The sequence below is a fragment of the Psychrobacter faecalis genome, assembly GCF_016107575.1.
GTDB lineage: Bacteria > Pseudomonadota > Gammaproteobacteria > Pseudomonadales > Moraxellaceae > Psychrobacter > Psychrobacter faecalis.
In genome coordinates this window covers 1-26672 of the sequence record NZ_JABAST010000039.1, presented here as the reverse complement: position 1 = coordinate 26672, position 26672 = coordinate 1, and the positions used below count along the sequence as shown (strand labels likewise).

Annotated in this window: 21 protein-coding genes; 18 read left to right on the top strand and 3 right to left on the bottom strand. The window is 43.4% G+C overall.

Annotation, left to right across the window (positions count from 1 at the left end):
- The 5 genes from JFC07_RS13210 to JFC07_RS10885 form a co-directional block, all read left to right on the top strand.
- On the top strand, positions 1-188 hold a 188-nt coding region (locus JFC07_RS13210), incomplete at its 5' end, for a transposase (protein ID WP_406947864.1).
- A gap of 76 nt (positions 189-264) precedes the next feature.
- Entirely contained in the window at positions 265-1785 is a 1521-nt protein-coding gene (locus JFC07_RS10900; protein WP_198329044.1) for a hybrid nucleoside-diphosphate sugar epimerase/sugar transferase, read from the top strand.
- A gap of 36 nt (positions 1786-1821) precedes the next feature.
- Positions 1822-3276 (top strand): capsule assembly Wzi family protein, encoded by a 1455-nt coding sequence (locus JFC07_RS10895; RefSeq protein WP_198329043.1) that lies wholly within the window; start codon positions 1822-1824, stop codon positions 3274-3276.
- A 272-nt stretch (positions 3277-3548) separates the two neighbouring features.
- On the top strand, positions 3549-4454 hold the full coding sequence (gene folD / locus JFC07_RS10890) for a bifunctional methylenetetrahydrofolate dehydrogenase/methenyltetrahydrofolate cyclohydrolase FolD (RefSeq protein WP_198329042.1): 906 nt from the start codon (positions 3549-3551) through the stop codon (positions 4452-4454).
- Between the two features lie 107 nt (positions 4455-4561).
- Positions 4562-5044, top strand: coding sequence for a phosphate-starvation-inducible protein PsiE (locus tag JFC07_RS10885; protein ID WP_198329046.1), 483 nt, complete (start codon positions 4562-4564; stop codon positions 5042-5044).
- 122 nt (positions 5045-5166) lie between these two features.
- On the opposite strand, the gene corA is transcribed toward JFC07_RS10885, so the two are convergent.
- Complete coding sequence (gene corA / locus JFC07_RS10880) at positions 5167-6390, bottom strand: magnesium/cobalt transporter CorA (protein WP_068407704.1); 1224 nt, start codon at positions 6388-6390, stop codon at positions 5167-5169.
- Positions 6391-6516: 126 nt separating this feature from the next.
- Positions 6517-6906, bottom strand: a complete 390-nt coding sequence (locus JFC07_RS10875) for a DUF2237 family protein (RefSeq protein ID WP_198329041.1) — start codon at positions 6904-6906, stop codon at positions 6517-6519.
- A 498-nt stretch (positions 6907-7404) separates the two neighbouring features.
- Between JFC07_RS10875 and JFC07_RS10870 the strand changes: the two genes are divergently transcribed.
- The 13 genes from JFC07_RS10870 to JFC07_RS10810 all read left to right on the top strand — a co-directional run bounded on the left by JFC07_RS10870 (position 7405) and on the right by JFC07_RS10810 (position 24976).
- A complete protein-coding gene (locus JFC07_RS10870; RefSeq protein WP_198329040.1) occupies positions 7405-8721 on the top strand; it encodes an ATP phosphoribosyltransferase regulatory subunit in 1317 nt (438 codons plus the stop codon).
- Between the two features lie 181 nt (positions 8722-8902).
- Positions 8903-10192 (top strand): adenylosuccinate synthase, encoded by a 1290-nt coding sequence (locus JFC07_RS10865; protein WP_144297272.1) that lies wholly within the window; start codon positions 8903-8905, stop codon positions 10190-10192.
- A gap of 304 nt (positions 10193-10496) precedes the next feature.
- A complete protein-coding gene (gene ndk, locus JFC07_RS10860) occupies positions 10497-10928 on the top strand; it encodes a nucleoside-diphosphate kinase (RefSeq protein ID WP_102076375.1) in 432 nt (143 codons plus the stop codon).
- 354 nt (positions 10929-11282) lie between these two features.
- Positions 11283-12524, top strand: coding sequence for a dual-specificity RNA methyltransferase RlmN (rlmN, locus tag JFC07_RS10855; protein ID WP_198329039.1), 1242 nt, complete (start codon positions 11283-11285; stop codon positions 12522-12524).
- Positions 12525-12777: 253 nt separating this feature from the next.
- Complete coding sequence (gene pilW, locus JFC07_RS10850; protein ID WP_227678283.1) at positions 12778-13713, top strand: type IV pilus biogenesis/stability protein PilW; 936 nt, start codon at positions 12778-12780, stop codon at positions 13711-13713.
- Positions 13710-14525, top strand: coding sequence for a helix-turn-helix domain-containing protein (locus JFC07_RS10845; protein WP_198329038.1), 816 nt, complete (start codon positions 13710-13712; stop codon positions 14523-14525). The genes pilW and JFC07_RS10845 overlap by 4 nt, the downstream gene beginning before the upstream one ends.
- 125 nt (positions 14526-14650) lie before the next feature.
- Positions 14651-15766, top strand: coding sequence for a flavodoxin-dependent (E)-4-hydroxy-3-methylbut-2-enyl-diphosphate synthase (gene ispG / locus JFC07_RS10840; RefSeq protein WP_198329037.1), 1116 nt, complete (start codon positions 14651-14653; stop codon positions 15764-15766).
- Positions 15767-15883: 117 nt separating this feature from the next.
- Complete coding sequence (gene hisS / locus JFC07_RS10835) at positions 15884-17182, top strand: histidine--tRNA ligase (RefSeq protein WP_198329036.1); 1299 nt, start codon at positions 15884-15886, stop codon at positions 17180-17182.
- A 58-nt stretch (positions 17183-17240) separates the two neighbouring features.
- The gene (locus JFC07_RS10830) at positions 17241-18044 is read left to right on the top strand and encodes a YfgM family protein (protein ID WP_227678282.1); all 804 of its coding nucleotides are present in this window, start codon (positions 17241-17243) and stop codon (positions 18042-18044) included.
- Positions 18045-18287: 243 nt separating this feature from the next.
- Positions 18288-19496, top strand: a complete 1209-nt coding sequence (gene bamB, locus JFC07_RS10825; RefSeq protein WP_198329035.1) for an outer membrane protein assembly factor BamB — start codon at positions 18288-18290, stop codon at positions 19494-19496.
- A gap of 473 nt (positions 19497-19969) precedes the next feature.
- On the top strand, positions 19970-21412 hold the full coding sequence (der, locus tag JFC07_RS10820) for a ribosome biogenesis GTPase Der (protein WP_198329034.1): 1443 nt from the start codon (positions 19970-19972) through the stop codon (positions 21410-21412).
- 222 nt (positions 21413-21634) lie between these two features.
- On the top strand, positions 21635-22816 hold the full coding sequence (gene tnpB / locus JFC07_RS10815) for an IS200/IS605 family element RNA-guided endonuclease TnpB (RefSeq protein ID WP_227514900.1): 1182 nt from the start codon (positions 21635-21637) through the stop codon (positions 22814-22816).
- Positions 22817-23002: 186 nt separating this feature from the next.
- Positions 23003-24976, top strand: coding sequence for a sensor histidine kinase (locus tag JFC07_RS10810; protein WP_198329033.1), 1974 nt, complete (start codon positions 23003-23005; stop codon positions 24974-24976).
- 167 nt (positions 24977-25143) lie between these two features.
- Here JFC07_RS10810 and JFC07_RS10805 read toward each other — a convergent pair whose 3' ends face one another.
- Complete coding sequence (locus tag JFC07_RS10805) at positions 25144-26310, bottom strand: D-alanyl-D-alanine carboxypeptidase family protein (protein WP_198329032.1); 1167 nt, start codon at positions 26308-26310, stop codon at positions 25144-25146.
- Positions 26311-26672 lie beyond the last annotated feature (362 nt).

Genomic DNA, 26672 nt, shown 5'->3' with positions numbered 1-26672 from the left:
ATGCGTCATGGCAGCGAGGAACCAACGAGAATACCAATGGCCTTATCAGAGAGTATTTGCCTAAGGGTTGTGACTTTAGACAAGTCTCTGATAATGAGATACAGGACATTGAGAACAAACTAAACAACAGACCAAGAAAACGATTAGGGTTTAAAACGCCTATGCAGGCGTTCTATAATATTAATTAAGCGTTGCACTTGGTGTGTTAATCTAAGATATTATCAACTATTAGATTAGAGAGTTATTATTAATAAAGAGATGCGAATGAACATTCTAGTTACCGGTGCTAATGGCTTTATAGGCCAAGCTTTAGTAAAAAACCTTTTAGAAACTAAGCACAATGTTATTGTATGTGTACGTCAATCAGTTAAACCTACTTTAGATTGTGAGTATCGCTTTATCGATAAGCTTGACTCTAAAACTGATTGGAGACAAGTACTACAAGGTGTTGATGTAGTTGTACACTGTGCAGGTAAAGCCAGTGTGTCAAAAGACGATAAAATTAAACCTTCGAAGTCCTTAAAAGAAATCAATACTGCAGCGACGCTGAATCTAGCAGAGCAGGCTGTAGGCATGGATATTCAAAGATTTATTTTTTTGAGCTCAATCAAGGTGAATGGAGAGTATAGCCTGCCTAATCAGCCGTTTACACCCGAAGTCACGACCCCCCCCTCAGACCCTTATGGCTATAGTAAGTATAAAGCAGAGCTAGGACTAAAAGAAATTGCGAATAACTCCACTATGGATTATGTCATTATTCGTCCTACTTTGGTTTATGGCGAAAATGTTAAAGGCAACTTTCATGCTTTAATGAAATGGACTTATAAAGGTGTTCCTCTACCTATAGGTGGGATCAAAAAGAACTTGCGTAGCTTAGTGTCGGTCGATAATTTGGTGGATTTCATTATTACCTGTATTGAACATAAAGATGCTAAAAACGAAGTATTTCTGATATCTGACGACGATGATATTTCTACAGCTGATTTATTGAAAGAGATATCAAGAGGTTTAGGTGTTAAAAATAAAGCAGTAAATATACCACCTAGACTTATTAATACGGCAGCAAGTGCACTTGGTAAGTCCGGCGTAGCTCAAAGGCTATCAGGCTCTTTGCAAGTTGATATTACTAAAGCAAAAAATCTACTAGGTTGGAATCCTAAATACTCTACTAGTGAGTCTATTCAGAAGACTGCTAAATATTATAAATCAAGTTTAACGGCTTCTAGGTCTATGGTTTTACAGAGACCTTTGGATATTATGTTTTCAGCGACCGGTCTAGTAGTAGCCTCACCATTGTTAATTGGTGCAACGGTTATTGGTTATTTTGATACCGGCTCGCCTTTGTTTATTCAAGAACGTGTTGGCAAAGATCAAAAGCCTTTTAAACTAGTAAAATTTCGTACCATGAAGGTAGACACAGCTTCTGTGGCTAGTCACTTAGCTGATAACAGCTCAATCACTAAACTGGGTAAAGTATTGCGTAAAACCAAACTTGATGAATTGCCACAACTGATTAATGTATTAAAAGGTGAAATGAGCTTGGTAGGTCCGAGACCCAACCTATTTAATCAAAATGAGCTTATCGAAGCCAGAGAGCAGATGGGAGTCTATAACGTCTTACCAGGTATCACCGGTTTATCTCAACTAAGCGGTGTCGATATGTCCACACCTGAACGCTTAGCCAAAAAAGATAAAGAGATGATTGATAATATTACTCTTAAAAACTATTTTTCTTATATATTGAATACTGCTTTAGGTAAAGGCAGTGGCGATGCAGTTAAATAAAACTTAATAAATTTTAGTAATGGGAAGTAATCTATCATGTACAAGAAGCTAAGCATTTTATTGGGTTTTGGTGTGCTATCAACAGTATCGATGCTAGCATCTGCGCAGAACCTATATATGAATGATTTAAAACTCAAAGCGGATCTAGACTGGCTCAATAATCAAGGGGTCACGCAGATTAGTACCAGTACTTGGCCGTTGACTGCTAACGAGATAAAACATGCTGTAAATACGGCTAATGCCCAGACGCCAGCGCAGCAGCAGATATTACAATCGGTACAGGCTCGTTTAAATCAGAATCGTGACTCAGTAGTGAAAGGCTCAGCAGCACTACATATCCAAACAGATAGAGATCAGCTACCACAAAAATTTGGTGATGATCAACTTGCTGGTCAACAGGCGACAGTGGGCGTATCACTTAGCGAAGCGGAGTGGGAGTTTAATTTACAAGCCAACCTAAAGAACGATAAACTCATTGATGATGGCTCAGATGTTAGCTTTGAGGGCTCGTATCTTGCGGGTACTGCAGCCAATCAGTGGTTAATCGCCGGTAAAATCCCAACATGGTGGGGGCCAGGGCATGATGGCAGCTTAATTCGAGGCGATGCCAGTTTACCAGTTACTGGCTTTACCATGCAGCGTGATCAGCAAAATGCACCCACTTCAAACTATCTATCTTGGGTTGGACCTTGGCAGTATCAGCTCTTTGCCGGTCAACTCGATGACTATGAGGCGGTTCCAGATACTAAGCTATTTGGCGCACGACTGACTGCTAGCCCATGGCCATGGCTAGAGGTTGGCGCTTCTCGAACCTTTATGTGGGGCGGTGAAGGTCGGCCAACTAGCTTTAGTTCCTTTTTTGATGCTATTTTAGGTACTAAAGATAACGAAGCCACTAATAGTATTGAGGCGGCTGATGACCCAGCTAATCAACTTGGTGGTTTTGATGCGCGCTTAAATTTAGCACCATTGGTGAATATCCCTGCAGGCGTTTATGCTCAATATGTGGGTGAAGATGAAGCAGGCGGCTTGCCCGCAAAAAATATGTATTTAGCTGGTGTTGATTATGCGTCTGCTGCTTATGGTAAACCGTACCAGTTATATGCAGAGTATACAGACACTCGTTCTAGCGGTGAGGTAAAGGGCGTGTCTTATGACCACTTTATCTATACAGACGGCTATTATCAGCAAGGTTTCCCATTAGGCTATGCGCTAGGCGGCGATGCGGAAAGTATCGCGCTTGGTGGTCGCTTATGGCTCGATAACCGTAATTTCATTAATGCAAAAGTACAACATGCCAAGGTGAATCAAGCGGATGAAGCCATTAATCAAGCATTCCCAACGACTGATAAGCTGACCAGTATTGATATGGCTTGGGAGCATCAGTACAATCCAAAGACGCTAATATCTAGTAGGCTTTGGGCAGTCGACTCTGATATCCAGTCCACTGATGTTGGGGTAGGCGTAGGTATTGAGCTGCAAACTTACTAAATGACTGTTTAATCAGTTTAAGGAAGTTTTCGAACATAAAAAGTCGGTCTATTATAATTAATAGGCCGATTTTTTATAGTGAGTTTACAGATTTTAAAGTAAGGACTGTCAATAGGGTGCTAGGATTTTTTAGCTCAGACAGGTACAATATCAGTCTCTATTAACGGTCAAAAAGAATTGACCAAGCATAAGACAGGCATGCAAAAACTTGCAGGCGCTGTCTTTATTTTTATCGCACCCTATTTTTTATCGCACCCTTTATTGGAGTTACTATGTCAATTGCGTCTATTACGTCAACTGCCCAAGGATCTGCTACCGTTTTGGACGGTAAAGCACTTGCTAAACAAATAGAACAGCAACTGAGTGCGCGTGTAGACGCTATTAAAGCGAAAACAGGCCGTACTCCAAGCCTCGCGACGATATTGGTCGGTGACGATCCTGCTTCTGCGACTTATGTACGTATGAAAGGCAATGCGTGTAAGCGTGTCGGCATGGACTCTATACGCGTTGAAATGCCAAGTGCGACGACGACTGCAGAGCTGATGGCAAAAATAGACGAGCTAAATAGCAATCCAGACGTGCATGGTATTTTGCTGCAGCACCCAGTACCGGCTCATATCGATGAGCGTGCTTGCTTTGAGCAGATTGACTTGGCAAAAGACGTCGATGGTGTGACCTGCCTTGGCTTTGGTCGTATGGCGATGCAGCAGTCCGCTTATGGCTCATGTACCCCGCAAGGTATCATGCATTTACTAGAGCACAATAATATTGAGCTTGCTGGTAAGGAAGCCGTAGTGGTAGGTCGCAGTGCCATCTTGGGTAAACCAATGGCGATGATGCTATTGAATGCCAACTGCACGGTAACGATTTGCCATTCAAGAACGCAAGATTTAGAGTCGCATATTAAACGCGCTGATATCGTCGTTGGCGCAGTGGGTGTGCCTGAGCTGATTAAAGCGGAATGGATTAAAGAAGGCGCGGTGGTGATCGATGCAGGTTTCCATCCAACGGATAATGGCGGCGTCGGTGATATCGAGTTGCAAGGCGTAGAAAATATCGCTAGTGCTTATACACCAGTTCCCGGCGGTGTTGGCCCGATGACCATTAATACCTTAATTCGCCAAACCGTTAATGCGGCCGAAAAAGCTGCTGGTTTAGACAACAGTGCAGTCAGCTAATGAAGACGCTGTCAGAGCAAAAACCAGAACAGCAATCTGAACAGCTATCGACAGAGAAAAATAATAAAGCCTATCAAGGCAATGATATCGATGTAGCAAAATCCAATATGGGTATCCATGAGCGCATGCAGCATATCGGCCGTGAGTTTGTCGATATCTGCCACTATATTATTTTATTCTTAATCAGCGTGGTGGTCGTTTGGACGGCGGGCAAAGAGTTCTTTGTGATTTTTCAAAAAGGCTCAGCAGATTTAAAAGATATTTTACTGCTATTTATTTATCTTGAACTACTGGCGATGATTGGGATTTACTTTAAAACCCATCGTCTGCCAGTGCAGTTTTTGATATTTATCGCGATTACCGCTTTGTCACGACATTTGGTCGTCGATGTGCAGGCGGTATCAGATAACTTCCATTTATGGTTATTGGCAACGATTTCCTTTGCCATTATGGTGCTGAGTGCGTCAATTGTGATATTAACGTGGACGGCGAAGATGTTTGGGCGACCAGAAGATTATTTGGATGATCATCAAATAAGAAGTACCGAGCATCATCTGCCAAGCGTTGATAGTAAGCCTTATCGTAAATAAGGTCTTTTTAAAAAACATCATTGTTGAATGGCTTTCAATAAATTGCTGTGAATAAATGGTTTTTAATAAAAAAGGGTTGCCAATTAAATGGCAGCCCTTTTTTTGTCTGAAATTCTCTTAAATTACAGCCAACCCAAGCGTTTAAAGTTAAAGTATAAAAAGCTACATAACGAGATAATAACTGCCATGATAACCAGATAAGAATACTGCCAATGTAGCTCTGGCATAAAATCAAAGTTCATCCCATAGATACCAGCAATTGCTGTCGGTACGGCCAAAATACCAGCCCAAGCAGCGAGTTTACGGACCACCTCATTCTGTCCCATATTAACCATGGCGAGGTAAGTATTCATGACCACGCTAAGCATTTCATTTAAGCCATTAATCGCATCTAAAGAATGCAATAAATGGTCATTCACATCTCTGAAATAGGGTTTTGCAGCATGGGAAAACGGCGAGATTAAGTCACTTTTATTGTGATTAATAAAGAAACTACAGATATCTTGCACCGGCAAAATCACCGCCCGCATATGCACCAGCTGGGATTTTAATTCATACAGATTTCTAAGCGTTTCTTTATTAAACTCATAAGTAAAAATGTTACGTTCTTGCTCACGCAGATAACTGCCTAAGCGATCGGTAATCGGCATATAGTTATCGACGATAAAATCGAGTATGGCATGCAGGACAAAGATAGGCCCCATGCGCAGCTTTTCTGGGCGGCGATGACAGTGTTCGCGCACCGGCGCATAAGAGTTCGACGGCCCATTACGAATGGTAATCAGATAGTTTTTGCCCATAAATATCGCCGTGGTGCCGTAGCGAATGACGTTGTCTTCGAGCTTGGCGGTACGTAGCACCACAAATATCATGTCATTATCGTAGTTTTCAACTTTTGCGCGCTGATGGTCAGCAAAGGCATCTTCAATGGCTAGTTCGTGCAGCTCAAAGGCATCTCTAACTTTTACCATGGTCTCTAAACTTGGGTCATAAAGACCCAGCCAAATAAACTGCCCGCTATTACTTAAAGCGCGACTGACGTCATTTAGGCCGATCTTATTGACTTTTTCGCCAGTTTTACGCGAGTAGGCATAGCAATTGACCACTTCATCATCGCTCGATAAGTCGATATCTTCATAGCGCTCAGAGTCGGGGTCATAGACGGTCATGGTCTCAATCGTATCTTCGACCGTCGCATCGGCGTCGCCATAAATATAGCTGTCGTAGCTGGCGTAATTGTCTAAATAAGAGCGCTCATCGCCCATACTGGTGTCGATAAGGCTGACATTAGAGTCAGGTGTGATACGTGTTGTCGGTTTGACAATCAGGTCATCATCTTGGTTCATACCTTCTCCTTTAGTCGGTGGCTAATATTAAATAAATGTTAAATAAACGTGAAAATGACATGGGCTAAAACATCTTTAGCCTATTAATTTATGTCCCTCACCTTTTTTATATTGCTGCTCTGCAAACTACAATGCATAGCGTTTTAGCGTGTCGATATCCACCAAGCTTAATAAGCTTTCGTGACAGGCTTCGAGCTTTATCTGCGGGGCAATATCGAAGTCTAATGCTTCAACCCAGCGTAGCGCACAAATACACCAGTAATCACCAGGCTGTAGACCGGCAAAACCATATTCAGGCAGCGGCGTAATCAAGTCATTGCCACGACTGGCAGAAAAATTTAAAAATTCACTGGTCATCTTAGCGCACACGGTATGCTGACCAACATCGTGGTTACCGGTATGACAAAAGCCATTGCGGTAGTAGCCAGTAAGTGGGTCAAAACAACAGCTGGCAAGGGCAGTGCCGAGGACGTTGGTTTGATTAATGGCAGGATTTGGGTGGTAATCAGTTGACATAAGGCTTTCCGAGATAAAATATGTGTTAGTGTAACATGAGTCTACCGATAAGGCGTTATCAAGCAACAGATGGTAAACGCTTTACAAGGTTTAAGTACGGTTTATGAGACAGGCTGTTTCTTTGTTAAAGAATAAGTTTAGGAGACAATGAGTTTAATACATCATGCGTTCGCAAAATAATTAGATGGCAATTGGGTTCAATTGTCACTAGGCGAAGCTTGACTGCTATGCTAAACTAAAGCATAAAGTGCCTTGATTATTTATCATAGTTTTCTATCGCATAAATTTTAGCGCATAAAGATACTCGTCTTATCATCCTAACTTATACTTATTACTCACCCTTTTGCGGTCACCTAGTTTGCTTATAGATAATTGGGTCGGTGATGTTGCGCGTCAAAAATACAAAACGCCTTATATCACTGCCATTATGAATACGACTTTTTAGTACCGCATCAGTACCGCGTTTTTGGTAAGCGCTACGCCAAACAAGGATTCATTGTGTCTGTCAGTTCTGATTCTGCAAAACCTGCCCAGTCAAATACGACAAAACCAGCGGCGACCCAGCTTGCTGATAACCGTGCTGCCGCTAATGGTCTGCCATATCTCAACAACTTTGCCAGCGACGTTGCCAATAATAGCTGGCTGCTGCCTGACGGGGTCGTCGATGTGCTGTTTGAAGATGCCCATAAGCAAGAGGTCCTGAGACATCAATTGATCCAGCAGCTGATCAGTCATGGCTATGAGTTGGTCAATCCGCCCATGATTGAGTTTACCGAATCGTTATTGAGTGAAGCTTCAGAAGATTTAAAACGTCAAACCTTTAAGATTATCGATCAGCTGACTGGTCGTTTGATGGGCGTGCGCGCTGATATTACCCCGCAGATTTTGCGTATTGATGCCCATCACGGCGGTCATGGTATTGCGCGTTATTGCTACGCAGGGGATGTGATTCATACCTTGCCTTCAGGCCTCTTTGGCTCACGGACACCGCTACAACTCGGTGCGGAGATATTTGGTTGCGGCGAGCTTGCAGCTGATATCGAGCTGATAGATGTGCTGTTTAGTATGGTAAATAGCTTAGATATGAGCGCAGCATTGCATATTGATTTGGGTCATGTGGCGATATTTAAGCGTTTGGCAGCATTGGCTGAGTTGTCGGATAATGACACCGAGCAATTGATGCATCTGTATGCCAATAAAAATTTACCAGAGCTAAAACGTGTCTGCCAGCTATTGACAATGGGTAATGATTTTTACGCATTGGCGCGCTTTGGTCATGATATGGCAAAACTGTTAGACACCCTGTCAAATACTGCTAAGCAAGATACACACATCGTGACGGCTGTCGATGAGTTGCAACGTCTAAAAACTCATTTAGAAACGCAGTGGCAGACGCCAGTCAGTATCGATGTGACCGAACTGTCGGGCTATCATTATCATACCGGTATTATCTTTAACGGCTATATCAATAGTGAAACCCAGCCGCTGGTACGTGGTGGGCGTTTTGATGGTATGCAAAGTGTTGGTCAATTAAGCGCAAAGCAGCCACGTCAAGCGACAGGCTTTAGTATGGATGTCAGCCGTTTGTTGGCGCATACGCAGCTTGAGTCACCAATTATTGTACTGGTTGATTATGAGGCTTTACAGCACGCTAATGCTGATAAAGCGCAAATGCAGAATCTATTACAACAAGTCACAAGCTTACGTCAACAAGGTTACCGCGTCACTATGCCATTAACGGCTGATGACCGTCCAGCAGCGATGACGCATCGTTTAAACTTTGTAGATAATGAGTGGCGGCTAGAAACGGTTTAAATTTAAAAAACCGTTACGCTCACAACCAGTTTGCATAAGGCTCATTTATTGAAGCTTATTTATTAAATTTTGAAAAACAGACAGTGAATAACATATCATTTCTTAGTGCTAATTAAGTTTTGCTAGGTTGTTTTAAAATTATTGCTGCACACACCTCAATACATAAAGGTAAGGATTAATCATGGGTAAGAATGTCGTAGTTTTGGGTAGCCAATGGGGCGATGAAGGTAAAGGTAAAATCGTTGATTTACTGACCGAAAAAGCCTCAGCTGTTGCACGTTTCCAAGGCGGTCATAATGCCGGTCACACCTTAGTTGTCGATGGCAAAACCACCATCCTACATCTGATTCCTTCAGGTATCTTGCGTGAAGGCGTAACCTGCTTCATCGGTAACGGCGTGGTGCTTGCACCTGACGCTCTATTAAAAGAGATGAAAGCCCTAGAGGAGAAAAATGTGCCAGTCCGTGAACGCCTACGTATTTCACCAAACTGTCCATTGATTATGCCTTATCACGTCGCGCTTGACCAAGCACGTGAAGCTAAGCGCGGCACGGGCAAAATCGGTACCACAGGTCGCGGTATCGGTCCCGCTTATGAAGATAAAGTTGCGCGCCGTGCAATTAAACTTGCTGACTTGTTCCGAGATGACTTAGAAGAAAAACTACGCAATCTAATCGAATATCATAACTTCCAACTGACTCAGTACTATAAAGTGGACGCTATTGATTTTGATGAGACCTTTAAGCTTTGCCAAGAGTGGCGCGAAGAAATTAAAGGCATGGTTACCGATGTGACCGAAGACCTAAACCAATTACGTCTTGCTGGCAAAAACTTAATGTTTGAAGGTGCGCAAGGTACCTTGCTTGATATCGACCACGGTACTTACCCGTTTGTCACCAGCTCTAGCGTCACTGCGGGCGGTGTATCGACTGGTACAGGTATCGGTCCCTTGTATTTAGACTATGTATTGGGTATCACTAAAGCTTACACTACGCGTGTTGGTAGTGGTCCATTCCCAACTGAATTGTTTGATGATGTTGGTGCTCATTTGGCCAAAGTCGGTCATGAGTTTGGTGCAACCACCGGCCGCGCGCGTCGCTGTGGTTGGTTTGATGCTGAATCATTACGCCGTGCCGTGGTACTAAACTCTATGTCAGGTATCTGCTTGACTAAGCTTGACGTATTAGACGGTCTAGAAGAGCTATTAATCGGTGTCGGTTACAACTTACCTGAGACTGAGTGTGCAGGCGCACATGATGCTGAATTCTATGAGTCAGTCACGCCTAAGTACGAAACCCTACAAGGCTGGAGCGAGTCAACGGTTGGTATCACAAGCTATGACGACCTACCAGAAAACGCTAAAATTTACATCAAACGTATCGAAGAGCTGATTGGTTGCCCAGTTGATATTATCTCAACCGGTCCTGACCGTGAAGAAACGATTGTATTACGCGATCCGTATGATGCTTAATTAGTAAAACAGCTCTATTATAATTCATTCATAAAACCCTAATGTTCAGCATTGGGGTTTTTTAGTAGCAATAAATCATAAATATTTGCTAAATGAGCAGCAAATTTTGTCCTTATGCAAGCGACTTTTCTAAATTAACGCTATCATTTACAGGCTCAATCATTATAATAGGCAGCAATCCTGTGTTGGCGCTCAGGTAGCCGCATTGGCAAATAAAAATGGCTTAATTTAGCCGTTACCAACACAGCGGCCAAAGACATAACAATTTATTTCTTGTCCAACCCACTCTTAATAGGAGCTTTTCATGGCTAACGAACGTACTTTATCTATCATCAAACCTGACGCAGTAGCTGGCAACCACATCGGCGCTATCTACGACCGTTTTGAAAAAGCGGGTCTAAAAATTGTTGCCGCTAAAATGCTACAACTTGATGATGAAAAAGCAGGCGGTTTTTACGCTGAGCACGCTGAGCGTCCATTTTACAACGACCTAAAGTCTTTTATGATGTCAGGTCCAGTATTGGTATCAGTGCTAGAAGGCGAAAACGCAATCGCTAAGCACCGTGAAATCATGGGCGCTACTAACCCAAAAGACGCCGCTGAAGGCACTATCCGTGCTGACTTCGCTAGCAGCATCGATGAAAACGCCGTTCATGGTTCAGATTCAGCTGAATCAGCAGCACGTGAAATCAGCTACTTCTTCAATGAAGATGAAGTTTGTGCACGTACGCGTTAATAGCAGCAGTTATTGATAATCACTTTGATGCTGGTTATCGATAATTAGTGTAGCAAGACGGCTTATATCTTTTGGTATAAGCCGTTTTAGCTATAATAGTTTGATTCTATATTGAAATTCTTAAAGATCTGCCTCATTATTAGTTTTACGAGCATTATCAATCCCTTATCAGCATATTGTCATGATGTTTTTATAAACTTTAAGTGTTTATAGACATTTTGATAAAAGAAGCGGATAAAAATACGCTCATAACGGATTGCTTATGCCCTCATACATCAGATGTATGATTAACTGGCAACGCCCATCTCAATAATTGCAGCGCTTATTTTAGTGGCTGCAAAAAGGTTACCTATTATGTCCACTCTCGAAACTCCTATTCAACATATCCCAGCACAGACTGCTAAAAAGCCTGCCAATAGCATCAAGCTTGTCGATGAAGCACAAGCAAAAACCAACTTATTGGGCATGACACAAGCGCAACTGGCGGATTATTTCAAAAGTATTGGCGAAAAGCCGTTTCGTGCGACGCAAGTGATTAAATGGATTTATCAGCATGGGGTAACCGATTTTGAGCAAATGACCAATTTGAGCAAATCCTTGCGTGATAAATTATCAGCCCATGCTTGTGTCACGCCGCCAAAAGTGATTCATCGTCAGTATAGCGATGATGGTACGCGTAAATGGGTGTTTGAAGTCACGGGTGGCTCATTGGTTGAGACGGTATTGATTCCGGCAGATGATAGCAAACTAAACGGCCGTAAGACTCTTTGTATCTCCTCGCAAGTTGGCTGCGCGCTAGACTGTAGTTTTTGCAGTACTGGTAAGCAAGGTTTCGAGCGTGATTTAACCGCTGCCGAAATTATCGGCCAATTATGGGTGGCGAACGCTTCTTATATGAGCGATGACAATGACAGTTTAGACAACGTTGACCATAGCTTATGGGAAAACAACGTCACCAACGTCGTGATGATGGGCATGGGTGAGCCTTTATTAAACTATAAACCCGTGGTTGGCTCAATGGAGCTGATGCTAAGCGATCATGCTTACGGTTTATCAAAGCGCCGTGTGACGCTATCGACTTCAGGCGTGGTGCCAAAAATGTACCAGCTAGCGCAAGATATTGATGTGGCATTGGCGATATCCTTGCATGCACCAAACGATGAGTTGCGTAATGAGCTAGTGCCGATTAATAAAAAATATCCGTTAGATGAGCTGATTGCCGCGGCAAAAAACTATGTATATGATGTCAATCCGCGTCATAAAAAGCATGTCACGATTGAATATGTCATGCTTGATGGCGTCAATGATAGCAATGAGCACGCCCATCAGCTGGTGGCATTATTAACAGACTTACCAAGTAAGATTAACCTGATTCCGTTTAACCCGTTCCCGCATGCGCCGTATGATAAATCGAGCAATAACCGCATTCATGCCTTTAGCGATATTTTAAGCCAAGCGGGTTTTGTGTGTACCATTCGCCAAACGCGCGGTGACGATATCGATGCCGCTTGTGGTCAATTGGTTGGACAAGTGGCGGATAGAACGCGTCGTTCAGCAGCGTGGCAGCAAAGTATTAAAGAACGTGAAAGTATTTAACGCCGTTTTTATTGTCCAAAGCTAGGAAGTTAGGATTAAATATTTGCTGATTCACAAGTGAGTAGGTAAGGCAATGAATTGAATTGCTTAACTGTCGTTTTTATCTCACAACGGTAATAAAATGTAGTTACGAGCATCAATAACAAAGAGCAGCACAATTAATATCAACTAAATTGTACTTATGGGTGCTAAATCCATTAAACTGATGCCTCGATGATCGAACGCATTGACCCACAGTTTTATGATGGCGGCTATGATGACTTTAAAAACTCTTTGTCAGTTCAAATATCAAACCTTACTTTCTCAACCAGCGCAGCAATCAGCTGCCAGTATTGTCCAAACGCGCGGCGCAAACGTTATTTTGTTAGCCAGTGCGTTAAGTGCTTTGTTGTTAAGCGGTTGTCAAAGTACGACGACCACAGACTTGATTGGTAATGCACCTTATCAAACGTCGACGCGACCGAGCGACAATCGCAATTTAGATCAGCAAGAAATTGCTCGCGTTCGCACGTCACTTGCTGCACAATATATTCGCAAAAATGAGCTCGATGCCGCCCAGCGCCAACTTGAAAAAGCCTTTGCTGCTGATAGCCGTTATGCGCCCGCCTATGATATGATGGGCATTTTGTTGCAGCAAGAGGGCAGTCGCCTTAATCTTGCAAAAGCCGATCAATACTTTAAAAAAGCCATTATGCTAGATAAAGATTTTGATCAAGCGCACAATAATTACGGCGTTTATTTGTCGCAAATGAAGCGTTATAAAGAGGCGGCGGAGCAGTTTGAGATTGCAGGGGCGGCGCTTGGCTATGAAGGCCGGATTGGGGCGTTAGAGAATTTAGGGCGCACCTATCTTCAGCTCAATGATCATCCAGCTGCTGCCAAAGCATTTTTACGCGCATTAGATGGCAACCGCAATAGTGTGATTGCGCATATTGAACTGGTTGATTTGCTACTCGAGCAGCAGCGTGTACAGCAGGCTCAAAGGCTTTATGATGAAACCTTGCTACTGGTACAAGGGCAGAGTATTAGTCCGCGTCTGCTATTACAGGGTATCAAACTTGCCGCGGCACAAAATAACATAGCAACGCGCCAGCAATTGGCTCAGCAGCTTTTATCCGCTTATCCACTAAGCGATGAAGCAAAACAACTTAAGATTTGGCTTAATAATCCAGAGGCACCATGGAAATGACCACCCCATCATCAAACACACAATCTAACGCTCAGGGATCATTTGGTGCCATGTTGCAGCAAGCCCGCAAAACCAAACAAGTCAGTTTAGAAGAGGCTGCTGCCGAATTATTTATTTTAAAACGTCATTTACAAGCGCTCGAAAATGAGAATTTTGCGGATTTACCACAAGCGGCGTTTGCACGCGGTTTTGCGATTAACTACGCCAAGTTTTTGGGTTTGGATCCCACAAAAGTAGCGAGCAGCTTTGATGCTGCTTACCCTAATGAGCTAAAAGCGCGCGCTCCTCAAAATATTGAGTCGCCACTACGCCCGATGGGTACCTTGCAGCGCGATACTCACAACCGCATTCGTTTTAATCCCTTATTAATCATCGCCGTGATTGGCGTTATTATTTTAGCGATTTTCTTATTTCGTATGGTGTCTAACGCCAGTAAAGACAATAATGAGCAGCCAGTAACGACTAGCGAAGACATCTCAGCGCTAGAACAAGCGCAAGGCGCAGCGATTGATGTTGATAACAATGGCGTTGGTGCGTCTGGCTCGGCGCTGAATTTGGGCGGTGAAAGTGCGGCAGCCGCTACGCTCGATGTTAAGCTGACTGATGCTGCTGTTGTGGTGATTACCGATGCCTCGGGTAGCAATCTGATGAATGGCTCGCAAACTGCTGGCGATTATAAGTTATCAGGTACACCGCCTTTTAACGTACAGATTGATAATGTCAAAAATGTCAGCTTAATGCTTAATGAAGAAGCCGTGGCGTTAGACAGTTATGCTACAGGTACGCAGGCCAGTTTTGAGCTTGCACCTTAATCTTTAATAGCTATTAAACTTAACAAAACGATTGTTCTCAACAAGCTGTTAGCGTTAAAAGTAATGTTGGTTTCCAGATTTTAGTTTCAATTCGTTCCAATTTGTTCCAATGAAAGGGTTTGTCTATGTCAACGTCAGCGCCTATCAACCGTCGTCTTACCAAAAAAATACACGTTGGTGATGTCGCAATCGGCGGCGATGCACCGATTAGTGTGCAAAGCATGACCAATACCGATACTTGTGATGTAGAAGCGACTGTTGCCCAAATCGAGCGCTGCGTTGAAGCGGGTGCGGATTTAATGCGCGTGTCGACCCCGACAATGGACACCGTCAAAGCCTTTGCCGAGATTCGTAAGCGCGTCAGCGTACCACTCATTGCAGACGTACATTTTGATCATAAAATCGCCCTAGCGGTCGCGGCAGCGGGTGCCGATTGTTTGCGTATCAACCCGGGTAATATCGGTAGCGACGCCAAAGTCCGCGAAGTGGTCGCTTGCGCCAAAGATTATAATATTCCGATTCGTATTGGCGTTAATGCAGGCTCATTAGAAAAAGACATTCAGCGTAAATATACTGAGCCTACTGGTGAGGCGATGCTTGAATCAGCGATGCGCCATATCGATATATTAGAGCGTTTAAACTTTGATCAATACAAAGTCTCGGTAAAGGCCAGTAATGTATTTTTGACTTTAGATGCCTATCGTCTGATTTCTGCGCAGATTGATAATCCTTTGCATTTAGGCGTCACCGAAGCGGGCGTGTATCGTACTGGCGCGGTGAAATCTGCCATTGCCTTAGGCGGGCTGTTATTAGACGGTATCGGCGATACCATTCGTATCTCTTTAGCGGCTGAGCCAGAAGAAGAAATTAAAATCGGCTTTGATATTTTAAAATCGCTTAATATTCGCTCAAATGGTGTTAACTTTATCGCTTGCCCAAGCTGTTCACGCCAAGAGTTTGATGTGATTAAAGTAATGACCGCGTTAGAGTCACGCTTAGAAGATATCCGTGAGCCGATGAATTTGTCGGTGATTGGTTGTAAGGTAAATGGTCCGGGCGAAGCAAAAGAAGCGGATATTGGTATTGTCGGCGCCGCACCAAAATCGCTGGTCTACCGTATGGGCGAAAAAAGCCATTTGATTGATACCAATAATTTGGTTGATGAAATCGAAGGCATGGTACGTGCGCATGCCGAAGATTTGGCGAAAAAACGTGGGAATGAAATCATTCGCGTAAAATAAGTCGTCACCCTGATGTATTTTCTGATTAAAATAAAGCGCGATTATTAATAAAAACCGTCATTACCAATAAAAAATATTAGAGATAGCTTGTTAAAAATTTAAGGATGCGACCGTACTATGATTAAAGCAATCAAAGGGTTTAATGATATTTTGCCTGAGCAGTCTGCAAAATGGCTGCACTTAGAGTCGATGTTGGCAGATGTATTGGGCAGATACGGTTATGAGCATATTCGCCTGCCTATCGTTGAGCAAACCGACTTGTTTGCGCGTGCTATCGGCGGCGCAACCGATATCGTCGAAAAAGAGATGTATAGCTTTACCGATAAGTCTGAGCCGCCAACGCCATTGGCATTGCGCCCAGAAGGCACGGCAGGGGCAGTACGCGCGGTGATTGAGCACAATTTATTGCGCGGTGATACGCCGAAACTTTGGTATATTGGCCCGATGTTTCGCTATGAGCGTCCACAAAAAGGTCGCTACCGTCAGTTTCATCAATTGGGTGTCGAAAGTTTTGGTAGTGCGCTACCGGATGCTGATGCCGAGCTGATTGCTATGACGCATTTGATGTGGCAAGAATTGGGTCTAAAAGATGAGATGCGCTTAGAGCTTAATAGCTTGGGCGAGCTTGATGAGCGTCATGCTTACCGTGAAGCATTGGTTGCATATCTAACTGACAAACAAGACCAGCTAGATGAGGATAGCAAACGCCGCCTGACGACCAATCCATTACGTATTTTAGACAGTAAAGAGGCGAGTACCCAAGCGCTATTGGCAGAGGCGCCAAAGCTTGCTGAGTTTTTGGGTGCAGAGAGCAAGGCGCATTTTGAACAAGTGCAAGCGTATCTGACCGCACTTGGGATTGAGTTTGAGATTAATCCGCATTTAGTACGTGGACTTGATTACTATAATAAAACTGTATTTGAGTGGGTCACTGATAAGCTTGGTAGCCAAGCGACCGTTTGTGCCGGTGGCCGTTACGATGGTTTGGTTGGCCAATTAAAATCTATCGGGATTTCTGATGATAAAGGGGATAATAAACCCGTGAAGTCTGAGCCAGCCGTTGGTTTTGCGATGGGACTTGAGCGCTTATTACTGCTTATCGACGCTGTATCACCGATAGCAGAGTTGCCCGCTTGCGATATTTTTGTGGTTGCCCATCCAGAAGTTTATAGTGCGGGTATAAGTTATGCGCAAGCGCTGCGTTATAGCCGTCCTGACCTACGCGTAAAAATGGCGAGCGCAACCAGCTTAAAAGCGCAAATGAAAAAGGCGGATAAATCGGGCGCGGCGTTGACAGTGATTATCGCCCAGCAGGAACTCGATGATAATACCATTAGTATCAAAGACATGCAGACGGGTGAGCAAAAAACAGTCGCGCAAGACTGGTTGTCAACTAAAGACAGCTTCGTTCGTTAATAAGCGATTGTGGCTTTAGCATTAAACATTTCATATCAATCTTATCAGGTAAAAATATATGGCTCTGACACCCAATTCGCCAAATGCAGACAATTCAATGCAAGCATTAAAGCAGTATGGCAGCTATATTGTCACCGCGATTTTATTGGCGTTGGCCGCCTATTTCGGCTGGACGTATTGGCAAAACAACCATGCGCGCGTCGATACGGTGGCCGCCGACCATTATGCCGATATTCAACGTTTAAATGAAGAAGTCAGCCTCGCATCACAAAACCCAGACTTAGAAGCAGAAGCGCAAGCGTCACTGACTGAAAGTCGTAAAAAGCTAGATAAAGATATTGATGCTCTAGTAAGCACCCATAGCAATTCAGTCTATGCGTGGCAAGCGCTAATGATTAAAGCGCGTCAGCAAGTGGACAGTGATGACTTTAAAGGTGCTGGCGAAACCTTTAAAAAGGCACTGGCAATCGATTTGGGAGATGCAGGCTTAGAAGCGATTACCCGTCTGCGCTATGCCAAAACACTATTGGCAGCGGGCGATGCCGATGCTGCTTTAGCTGAAGCTAATAACGATATGCCAAGCTCGTTTGAGGCAAGCCAGCAAGAGCTATTGGGTGATATTTATTTGGCGCAAAATAATAAAGACGCGGCGATTAAATCTTACAATAATGCTTGGGAGTTGTTACGTAGCCGTCAAGAAACGCGTGCAGTATTGGCATTAAAAATGGAAAGTCTCGGTATCGTGCCTGAACCTATTGCGCCGCAAGCTGGACTTATACAAGAACCTGCTATGCCTGCCCAGCCAGTCGCAGCCGAAGGTGAAAATGCGGCAGACAATAATAAGATAGAAGCTGGCGCATAAGCCAGTTGTTAAAAAGATACCAAAACCAAATATTAAAAAAATAGTAAAAGCGTTAATGTGCTAATAAAGAAAAATTGCAACACGATAAAACGTTGTACAAACCCTTTTAAAACTAAGTAGCGCAGTGAGTTAAAAAGGTAGTATCAATCATAAGTGCTTATTTATTATACTTATTATTGTGTGCCACTTATTTACTGCTAACTAATTTATTCATAATTACTTTATTGGTAGTGAGAACCTATAATGACTCAAGCTATTCGCTCAAACAAAACGATAAACGTTAAGACAATCAAAACGACGGCCATGCATGTCGCCGTCATCGCAGTGATGGCAACAGCAGTCGTTGGGTGTAATCGAGGTATCAAACCAGTCGTCAATGATCCTGTAAAATTGGTACAAATCGCACAACCAATTAGCGTACTACAACCTGTTTTTAGTACCGATGTCGGTAGCAAAAAAGCCAGTAGTAAAGATCCTCTTAGCTTGCAAGTAGGCTATGCCAACTCGCAAATCGTGACGGCGTCACGCGGTGGTGATTTGACTGGCTTTGATAGTAAGGGTCAGCGCCTATGGTCAGTCAATGTAGGCGATCAAATCACCGGTGGCGTGGCATTAGATGCTCTTAGTCAGACGGCTATTGTGAGTACACGCAGCGGTTTGGTGATGGCATTTGATAGTGCCACTGGCGCTAAGCGCTGGCAGCAGCAATTAACCGGTACGGTTTTGACGCCAGCGTTAATCAGCAATAACCGAGTAATTTTATCGGCCAATGATGGTTTCTTGCATGGTCTGTCGCTACAAAACGGTCAATCTGTTTGGCAGTTTGCCACCCAAGTACCTCCTATCAGCGTACGCGGTACAGCAGCGCCGACACTGTTAGATGATAAAACTGCACTCCTAGCAACTGCTGACGGTCGCTTGCATGCTATTACTATTGATAATGGCTTACCGCAGTGGTCACGCCGCGTTGGCGTCGGAGCGGGTAGTAGCGAAGTTGAGCGCATGAGCGATGTCGACGGTATGCCCATCGTTGATAATAATCAGTTATTTGCTATCAGTTATAGTGGTCAGCTGCTCGGTATTGATCTAGCTTCGCGTCAAGTCATGTTCGTCAATGAACTTGCCAGCTTAAAGTCGCTTGCAGTCAATAATCAGCAAGTGATTGCCACCAGTTTAGACGGTAAAGTGGTCGCTTATAACCGCAATAATGGCGAAGTGTTGTGGGAAAGTGAAGAGTTGGCTTATCGTCATCTCACCAATCCTGTAATGATTGGCAATTATATTGCGGTCGGCGACTTTGACGGCGTAGTACATTTATTTGATCCTGCAAGCGGCAAAATCGTTAGCCGCGTGCAGACCAAAGGTGCTTTGACCAATTTGCAAGTACAAGGCAGTCTGTTAATGACGCAAAGTACAGCAGGACAAGTGGCAATTTGGCAATTAGCACGCTAAGTTTTTGTCAGTGACGGCTGATTTAACCGCCTATTTTTTAAAGCGATGTTTTAAATCAATGTTCTAAAGCAATATTTTAAAACTAGTTGTCAAATAAAGCGTTAAATAAGCATACTGGTATTAGGTTCAAGAAAAACGCTGCTTTGTCAGCGTTTCGTGCCTTGTGTAAATTGCTTGTTTAAATAGTGGCTTTCGCGTACTCTATGCGACCGATACGTGGTAGGCGCTAATCGTATAAGTCATGACGATTGATTGGTCATGATGCTTAAATGCTTGAGCTATTTATAATTGGGGTAACACCTTAACCAACACTTATAGCAACTGCTTAACGCAAAAAGCCCAGTGTTATTTGCCATTGTTTTATCTTTACCATTTATTTAAATTCGCGGTCGAAGCGTTATTGTTCTTAGTATAAGCGTAAACGCAGCGTCCGCCATTGTACACATCACTGTGTCATTCACTGAGAGTAACCCATGAGTATCAAGCCTGTGGTCGCCTTAATTGGCCGTCCAAACGTCGGTAAATCTACCTTATTTAACCAGTTCACTAAAAGTCGGCAGGCATTGGTTGCTGATTTGTCAGGGCTGACTCGTGACCGTCAATACGGTGATGCGACTTATGAAGACAAATCCTTTATCGTAGTCGACACCGGCGGTATTGGCGAAGCTGACGATGGTAGCGGCAATATTGATGACTATATGTCTGAGCAGTCGCATACCGCCATTCATGAAGCCGATATTATTGTTTTCGTCGTTGATGCGCGTGCCGGTATGATTGGCGCTGATGCTGAAATTGGCAAGTTTTTGCATACCCTTGGCAAGCCTGTTTATGTCGTCGCCAATAAAGTTGATGGTGTCCATGATGCGGCGCCGGCAGAGTTTTATGCGTTAGGTTTAGGTGAGCCGTATCCAATGGCAGCCAGTCATGGGCGCGGTGTTGGTAACTTGCTAGAAGCGTTGACCGCTAACATGCCAACGCAAGAAAATGTCGTCGAGCCAAGAGGGTTAAAGCTTGCGATTATCGGTCGTCCAAACGTTGGTAAATCAACGCTGGTCAACCGTTTATTGGGTGAAGACCGTGTGGTGGTGTTTGATATGCCCGGTACGACGCGCGATAGTATTTATATTCCTTATACACGCGATGGCAAAGATTACGTTTTGATTGATACGGCTGGCGTACGTCGCCGCGGTAAAATCGATGAAAAGGTAGAGAAGTTCTCGGTCATTAAAACCTTGCAAGCGATTGAAGATTCTAACGTAACCATCATTGTGATTGATGCGCACGAAGGCATTGTCGACCAAGACTTAAATATGATTGGTTATGCGCTTGATGCAGGGCGTGCATTGGTAGTGGCCATTAATAAATGGGACGGTCTGACGCAAGATCAAAAAGACTATATCAAGCTTGAAATGGATCGCCGCTTTAACTTTATCCCATATGTCAAAGTACATCTTATCTCGGCGCTACACGGCACTGGGGTTGGTAATTTATATCCTTCTATCTTACGTGCTTATCAGTCGTCGATGTTTGAGGTATCAACCAACCGCTTGACGCAGATTTTACAAGATGCGGTCACGGCCAATCCGCCGCCAACGGTTGCTGGTCGCCGTATTAAACTACGTTTTGCTCATATTGGTGGTCATAATCCGCCGGTGATCGTGATTCATGGTAATCAAACGTCTGCGCTGCCAAAAAGCTATCAACGCTATCTTGAAAACCAATTCCGTCAAGTCTTTAAGCTTGAAGGCACACCGCTGAATGTTATATTTAAGCAAAATGAAAACCCGTACGCCAATAAAAGTGATACGCCAACCAAAGCAAAAGCGCAGCAATTACGCCAACGTGAACGCAATCGCGCGCAAAAATTTACCACCAAAGATAAGCCTAGATTTACCAATAAAGATAAAAAGCGCTAATCAGATAATATGCTAAGTGTCTTTAATTCTATAGGAAACAAAGACATTCTTAGCGCTGTTTTTCTTTTATTTACTTCTCTGTAATATAAAATGCCATGATGACTATATCAGTCGTCATGGCATTTTTTAATTTAACATCTTAGCGCAGAATTCTCCCACCTCTAAGGTGGGGAGATGAATGCGTTGTTGGTAACTACTCCTACAACCTGTTGTATAATAATTATGCAACCAACTAACAATAAATATCTCATGCCAAAGCAGATCCTAAAAGCCCATAAAATCAGGCTATATCCGACTGATGAACAGCAAGTATTCTTTGCCAAGTCATTCGGCTGCGCTCGTTTTATTTGGAATAAAATGCTTGGCGATAAAATAGATCACTACAAAACTACGAAGACCACCCTAAACAACACCCCTGCTCAGTATAAAAAAGAATTTGAATGGCTAAAAGAAGTCGATAGCTTGGCATTAGCCAATGTTCAGCAAAATCTAAGAGCTGCCTATAGTAAATTTTTCAAGCAAGGCGCAGGGTTCCCTAAGTTCAAGAAAAAAGGCATTAAAGACAGTTACACCACCAACAATCAAAAAGGATCGGTAGCCGTCACCAAGAACACCGTTAAATTGCCAAAAATAGGCCACATTAAGGTTAAAATACATCAATCTGTTAATGGGCTTATCAAGAGCGCCACTATCAGCCGTACCCCATCAGGTAAGTATTACGTCAGCCTACTGATTGAAACTATCGTTAATGAATTACCAAAAACCCACTCTAACATCGGCATTGATTTAGGATTGACGGACTTTATCGTCTTATCAGACGGCAGCAAAGTGGCCAATCCTAAGTTTCTATCGAAGCTGCAAGCCAAGCTTGCGCGTGAGCAAAAGATCTTAGCCAAACGCAGAGCCGCTGCCAAAGCGGATCAACGCAAATTGTCAGAGAGCCGCAACTATCAAAAGCAAAGAATTAAAGTTGCCAAGGTCTATGAGCAAATAACCAATAGCCGCAAAGATTTCTTGCATAAACTCTCATTCAATCTCATCAAAAACCACGATGTGATTGCTATTGAGGACTTGAACATCAAAGGCATGGTTAAGAATAGAAAATTAGCTAAAGCCATATCAGACAGCTCATGGTCAGCATTCACCACCATGCTGACCTATAAAGCAGACTGGTACGGCAAAGCGCTTGTCAAAATAGACCGATGGTATCCATCGTCTAAGACTTGCTCAAACTGCGATCATCTACTGAATAAAGCTGAATTACCGCTATCGGTCAGAACATGGGATTGCCCAAGTTGTTTGCAGAAAAATGATCGAGACATTAACGCCAGTATCAATATCTTAAATCAAGGGCTGTTACTGGCTAAACAATCAAAAACTGTCGGTGCGACAGGGTTAGCTTAGTCAATTCGCTTAACCGCTGATACAGAACACCGTGTCAAGTAAGAGCGTTACCTAAGAAACCTCTACTTCAAAGGTAGTGGGTAGTTCATGACTGTGTTAAGTTACATTAAAATGTCGCATTACCGTTATCCTCTCTATAAAATACCTATACTATAATCACAAGTTGTCTTCACTCAGTTGAGTCATATGAACAACCGCTCCCCAAAAACCTTACCCATGCTTATTTGGCAATCTATCATGCAGACCATGATTTTGGCTGTATTAGCAGGTTTTTTATTGTCTTTTGTTTATGGTTTGGTGCAGCATTATAAGGAAGAACGTCGGCATACTCAGCAGTTGGCGAACCTCCTGACGCTTAGCGCGGCGAGCGTAGATGGCGATGAGGTAGTCGCTGATCAAGTGCGTTTTTTGTTAGAAAATGAGCAAAATATCGAAAGTATTTTGTTTTATACCACTTCTCAGCCTATTGCCGATAGCAACCTATCAAAAGACGATTGGAAAAATGCTTTATTTGCCAATGCAGTCAGCTTTAATTATCCGGTCGTCGGCGACTATGTAGATGGCAATAGCACGCTCGCTATCGGTAGTGATACGCTTAATGGCAAGCAGCAGGTTTTTACGACTTTACCTGCTATGAATGCTGACTCAAATTCAGTGAGCGACCCAGTCGGCGACTCAGTAAGCGAAATGACGTCTGATACCGCTTTGGTTGGTTATATCAATATTAATTTGAATGTAGCGGCGCTGCGGACAGATTGGGTACAAAGCAATTTATGGCTGTGGTTAATGACAACGTCGTTGGCGATTATCTGGGCGCTATTTATTTTGCGCAAACTAAACTGGTCATCAAAAGATATCGACGCACTGACCGAAGTTTGCGATACTGTGCTAAAAAACCCTGAGCTTGAGCAGCTACCGGCGATTCCGCAGCGCTTTAAATTTGAAGAATTGGTGCAGATTAAGCAGGCTTTTATTACTTTGTTTAATCGCCTGCAAGCGTCGAAACAAGACTATGCAGCGCTGGCGGTGTTTGAGCAGCAGTTACATCAAAAAGATTTATCGCTTGACGTGCAGCTGCATAATTTTCAAAGTATGATAACCCATGAGCTAAAAACTTCATTGAATGCCATCGTTGGCGGTTTACAGTTATTAGAAGGTGAACAGCTAAACGCTGAGCAAAAAGACGCGGTTGAGATTATTCACAATGGCAGTGATAAATTGGTATTGGCGCTCAATCAAATTATACAACTGAATCAAATTCAAAAAGGGCAAATCAGCCTACAAATCAGTGAGTTTAATCCGCTACAATTAATTTCAGACCTATTGGCCGAATATGAACCTATTGCCAAGCAGAAAGGTTTGGATTTAAGCAGTCATATTCATCATATTGATTATAGCCTCGAAGGCGACGCCGAAAAGATCCAGCAGATACTGTCGATCCTACTGAGTAACGCTATTAAGTTTACCCCAGCAGGGCAAGTAAGCGTTACTTCGCAGCTGACCCATTTCAACCACAGCAACCGCTGGCAGATAAGGATAAAAGATAGCGGTATCGGTATCGATAGCAGCTTTATAGAAGATATTTTCAATCCGTTCTTTCAAGTAGATTCATCGCAAACCCGTCAGTATGAAGGCACGGGTATTGGCTTGCCAGTCGTTAAGCAAATGGCGCAGCTGATGGGCGCTAGTGTCGAGGTAAATAGCACGCTAGGGGTCGGAACAGAATTTATAGTTACCTTGCAGCTATCCAATCAGCGTCAATCGCGGCAGCAATACCTGCTGTCTGGACTCGACGTAATGTATTACTACTATCAAGATAGCGGCGCTTTGCTAGAGGAATTACAGCGACTAGGGGCGCGTGTTACCTGCTATCAACATGAACAGCTGGTCATTGATGATATAAACGATAAAAATTTCGATATGGTGATGTTTGCTGAAGACGTATTACCAAGTAGCGCTGAAGCCTTAGCAAGGCGTATTCGTGCTTCTGAGACCGATCATCGTGCTTTGTTGGTGTATTGGTATTCGCAGCAGCAAGCGCTACATTTGGATAGTTTTGAGCACGGATTAAAAGCTGCTGGGGTAGATTACTGTCAGGTGGCGAGCTATGAAGACAAAGCGCTGAGTAATTTGCTAAAAAGCTGGCTGGTTTGGTCTTAAATATGACGGTATTCATGAAGCTAAAGATAAAAAAAGACCAATAAAAAGACGCCCATCAAAGGCGTCTTTTTTATATTAAGCTCGCTAATCACTGTTATCTAATATCAAATGGCTTTTAAAACAAATTGTTAAGCTAAAGATTCAAGACAAGTACTTAAAACAATTCTTTAAAACAAGTTTTGCGCCCAACGCGTAAAACGTTGCCAAATACGGCTCATAAAGCCTGATTGTTCAATATCGCTCGTAGCAACGACAGGAACTGAGGCAACCGCTTTACCATCAATTACCGCCATCATTTTGCCAATTTCTTGACCTTTTTTGATAGGAGCTTCTAAGCTGTCAGGAATATCGACCACGGTGGTGATTTTATTCTTTTGTGTTTTGCTGGTCAAAATCTGCAAACTGTCACCCGTTGCCAACTCCACTTCTTTTGCTTCGCCAAACCAAACCGGTACTTTACTGACGAATTGGCCAGCCGGCGCTTTAGTGACGGTGGTAAAGTGGCCAAAGCCCCAGTTTAGCAACTCACGTGACTGATCGGCGCGCGCTTGTTGACTTTTTGTGCCCATAATGACAGAGATAAGGCGCATATCGTCACGCTTACTTGACGCTGCTAAGCAATAGCCTGCGGCGTTAGTATGACCTGTTTTTAAGCCATCAACCGTCGGGTCGGTCGCAAGTAGGGCGTTACGGTTACCCTGCGTGATACCGTTATAGGTAAACTCTTTTTCCGAATAAAGACCATAATAGTCGCCACTGTTTTTGATAATAGCACGCGAAAGTTTTGCTAAGTCTAAAGCTGATGCTTCGTGGCCTTCATCGGGCATACCTGTGGCATTGACAAAATGGGTATTTTTCATGCCGATTTTTTCGGCTTCTTCATTCATCAAAATCGCAAACGAAGCTTCGCTACCAGCGATGTGTTCGGCCATCGCTTTTGAAGCATCGTTACCTGATTGAATGATGATACCGCGTAGCATATCGATCACGCTGGCGCTTTTATTGACTGGTACATACATGCATGACTCACTGCTACTACCGCGGCACCAAGCATTGGCGCTCATCAGTACTTGCTCGTCTTCTTTAAGATCACCTGACGCTAAGCGCTGCTCAATCATGTAGCTGGTCATCATCTTTGTCAAAGACGCTGGTGGCAGTGGTTGATTGGCGTTTTTCTGCGCCAGTATCTCACCCGTGTTATAGTCCATTAATACATAGGCGGTATTGTCCATTTCAGGAGGCTGAATGGCTGCGCCCGCCATCATTGCACTCATAGAAACACTCACGCCCACTACCAGCTGTACCAGCTGTTTTTTCACATGCTTTACTGTCATAGATTGTTACACCGCATCATAAAACCAAATGTATCTATCGCTGCTATCACAGGCTAAATCTCAAGTTCATCTGATATAAAGCGCTTTAAATTTAAGCGTCAGAACAGATTTTTGCTGAAAGCCTTGACGACTGAGCGATGGACATAAAATTAACGCCTTATCTTAGCAAAATGCCGCTCGATGGGGAAATGATAAATAAAATAAAATTACTCACGATTAGAAATTGGATTTATAGCGACTTTTTTAATATCCATAAAAAAACTTGCTGCAACGTCTGCTAGGAGCGGACGATACAGCAAGCTGATTTATCTATCAATCTAACGAAAGAGGACTCCACCCGACGCTAGGGTGGAGGTGAATTT

Excerpts from the sequence above, each read along its gene's own strand:
- JFC07_RS10845 (WP_198329038.1), top strand. The coding sequence starts at position 13,710 with ATGACCACCCCATCATCAAACACACAATCTAACGCTCAGGGATCATTT.
- JFC07_RS10900 (WP_198329044.1), top strand. The coding sequence starts at position 265 with ATGAACATTCTAGTTACCGGTGCTAATGGCTTTATAGGCCAAGCTTTA.
- JFC07_RS10830 (WP_227678282.1), top strand. The coding sequence starts at position 17,241 with ATGGCTCTGACACCCAATTCGCCAAATGCAGACAATTCAATGCAAGCA.
- tnpB (WP_227514900.1), top strand. The coding sequence starts at position 21,635 with ATGCAACCAACTAACAATAAATATCTCATGCCAAAGCAGATCCTAAAA.
- JFC07_RS10875 (WP_198329041.1), bottom strand. The coding sequence starts at position 6,906 with ATGTCAACTGATTACCACCCAAATCCTGCCATTAATCAAACCAACGTC.
- bamB (WP_198329035.1), top strand. The coding sequence starts at position 18,288 with ATGACTCAAGCTATTCGCTCAAACAAAACGATAAACGTTAAGACAATC.
- corA (WP_068407704.1), bottom strand. The coding sequence starts at position 6,390 with ATGAACCAAGATGATGACCTGATTGTCAAACCGACAACACGTATCACA.
- pilW (WP_227678283.1), top strand. The coding sequence starts at position 12,778 with ATGATGACTTTAAAAACTCTTTGTCAGTTCAAATATCAAACCTTACTT.
- ispG (WP_198329037.1), top strand. The coding sequence starts at position 14,651 with ATGTCAACGTCAGCGCCTATCAACCGTCGTCTTACCAAAAAAATACAC.
- JFC07_RS10810 (WP_198329033.1), top strand. The coding sequence starts at position 23,003 with ATGAACAACCGCTCCCCAAAAACCTTACCCATGCTTATTTGGCAATCT.
- der (WP_198329034.1), top strand. The coding sequence starts at position 19,970 with ATGAGTATCAAGCCTGTGGTCGCCTTAATTGGCCGTCCAAACGTCGGT.
- rlmN (WP_198329039.1), top strand. The coding sequence starts at position 11,283 with ATGTCCACTCTCGAAACTCCTATTCAACATATCCCAGCACAGACTGCT.
- JFC07_RS10805 (WP_198329032.1), bottom strand. The coding sequence starts at position 26,310 with ATGACAGTAAAGCATGTGAAAAAACAGCTGGTACAGCTGGTAGTGGGC.
- folD (WP_198329042.1), top strand. The coding sequence starts at position 3,549 with ATGTCAATTGCGTCTATTACGTCAACTGCCCAAGGATCTGCTACCGTT.
- JFC07_RS10865 (WP_144297272.1), top strand. The coding sequence starts at position 8,903 with ATGGGTAAGAATGTCGTAGTTTTGGGTAGCCAATGGGGCGATGAAGGT.
- JFC07_RS10885 (WP_198329046.1), top strand. The coding sequence starts at position 4,562 with ATGGGTATCCATGAGCGCATGCAGCATATCGGCCGTGAGTTTGTCGAT.
- ndk (WP_102076375.1), top strand. The coding sequence starts at position 10,497 with ATGGCTAACGAACGTACTTTATCTATCATCAAACCTGACGCAGTAGCT.
- JFC07_RS10895 (WP_198329043.1), top strand. The coding sequence starts at position 1,822 with ATGTACAAGAAGCTAAGCATTTTATTGGGTTTTGGTGTGCTATCAACA.
- hisS (WP_198329036.1), top strand. The coding sequence starts at position 15,884 with ATGATTAAAGCAATCAAAGGGTTTAATGATATTTTGCCTGAGCAGTCT.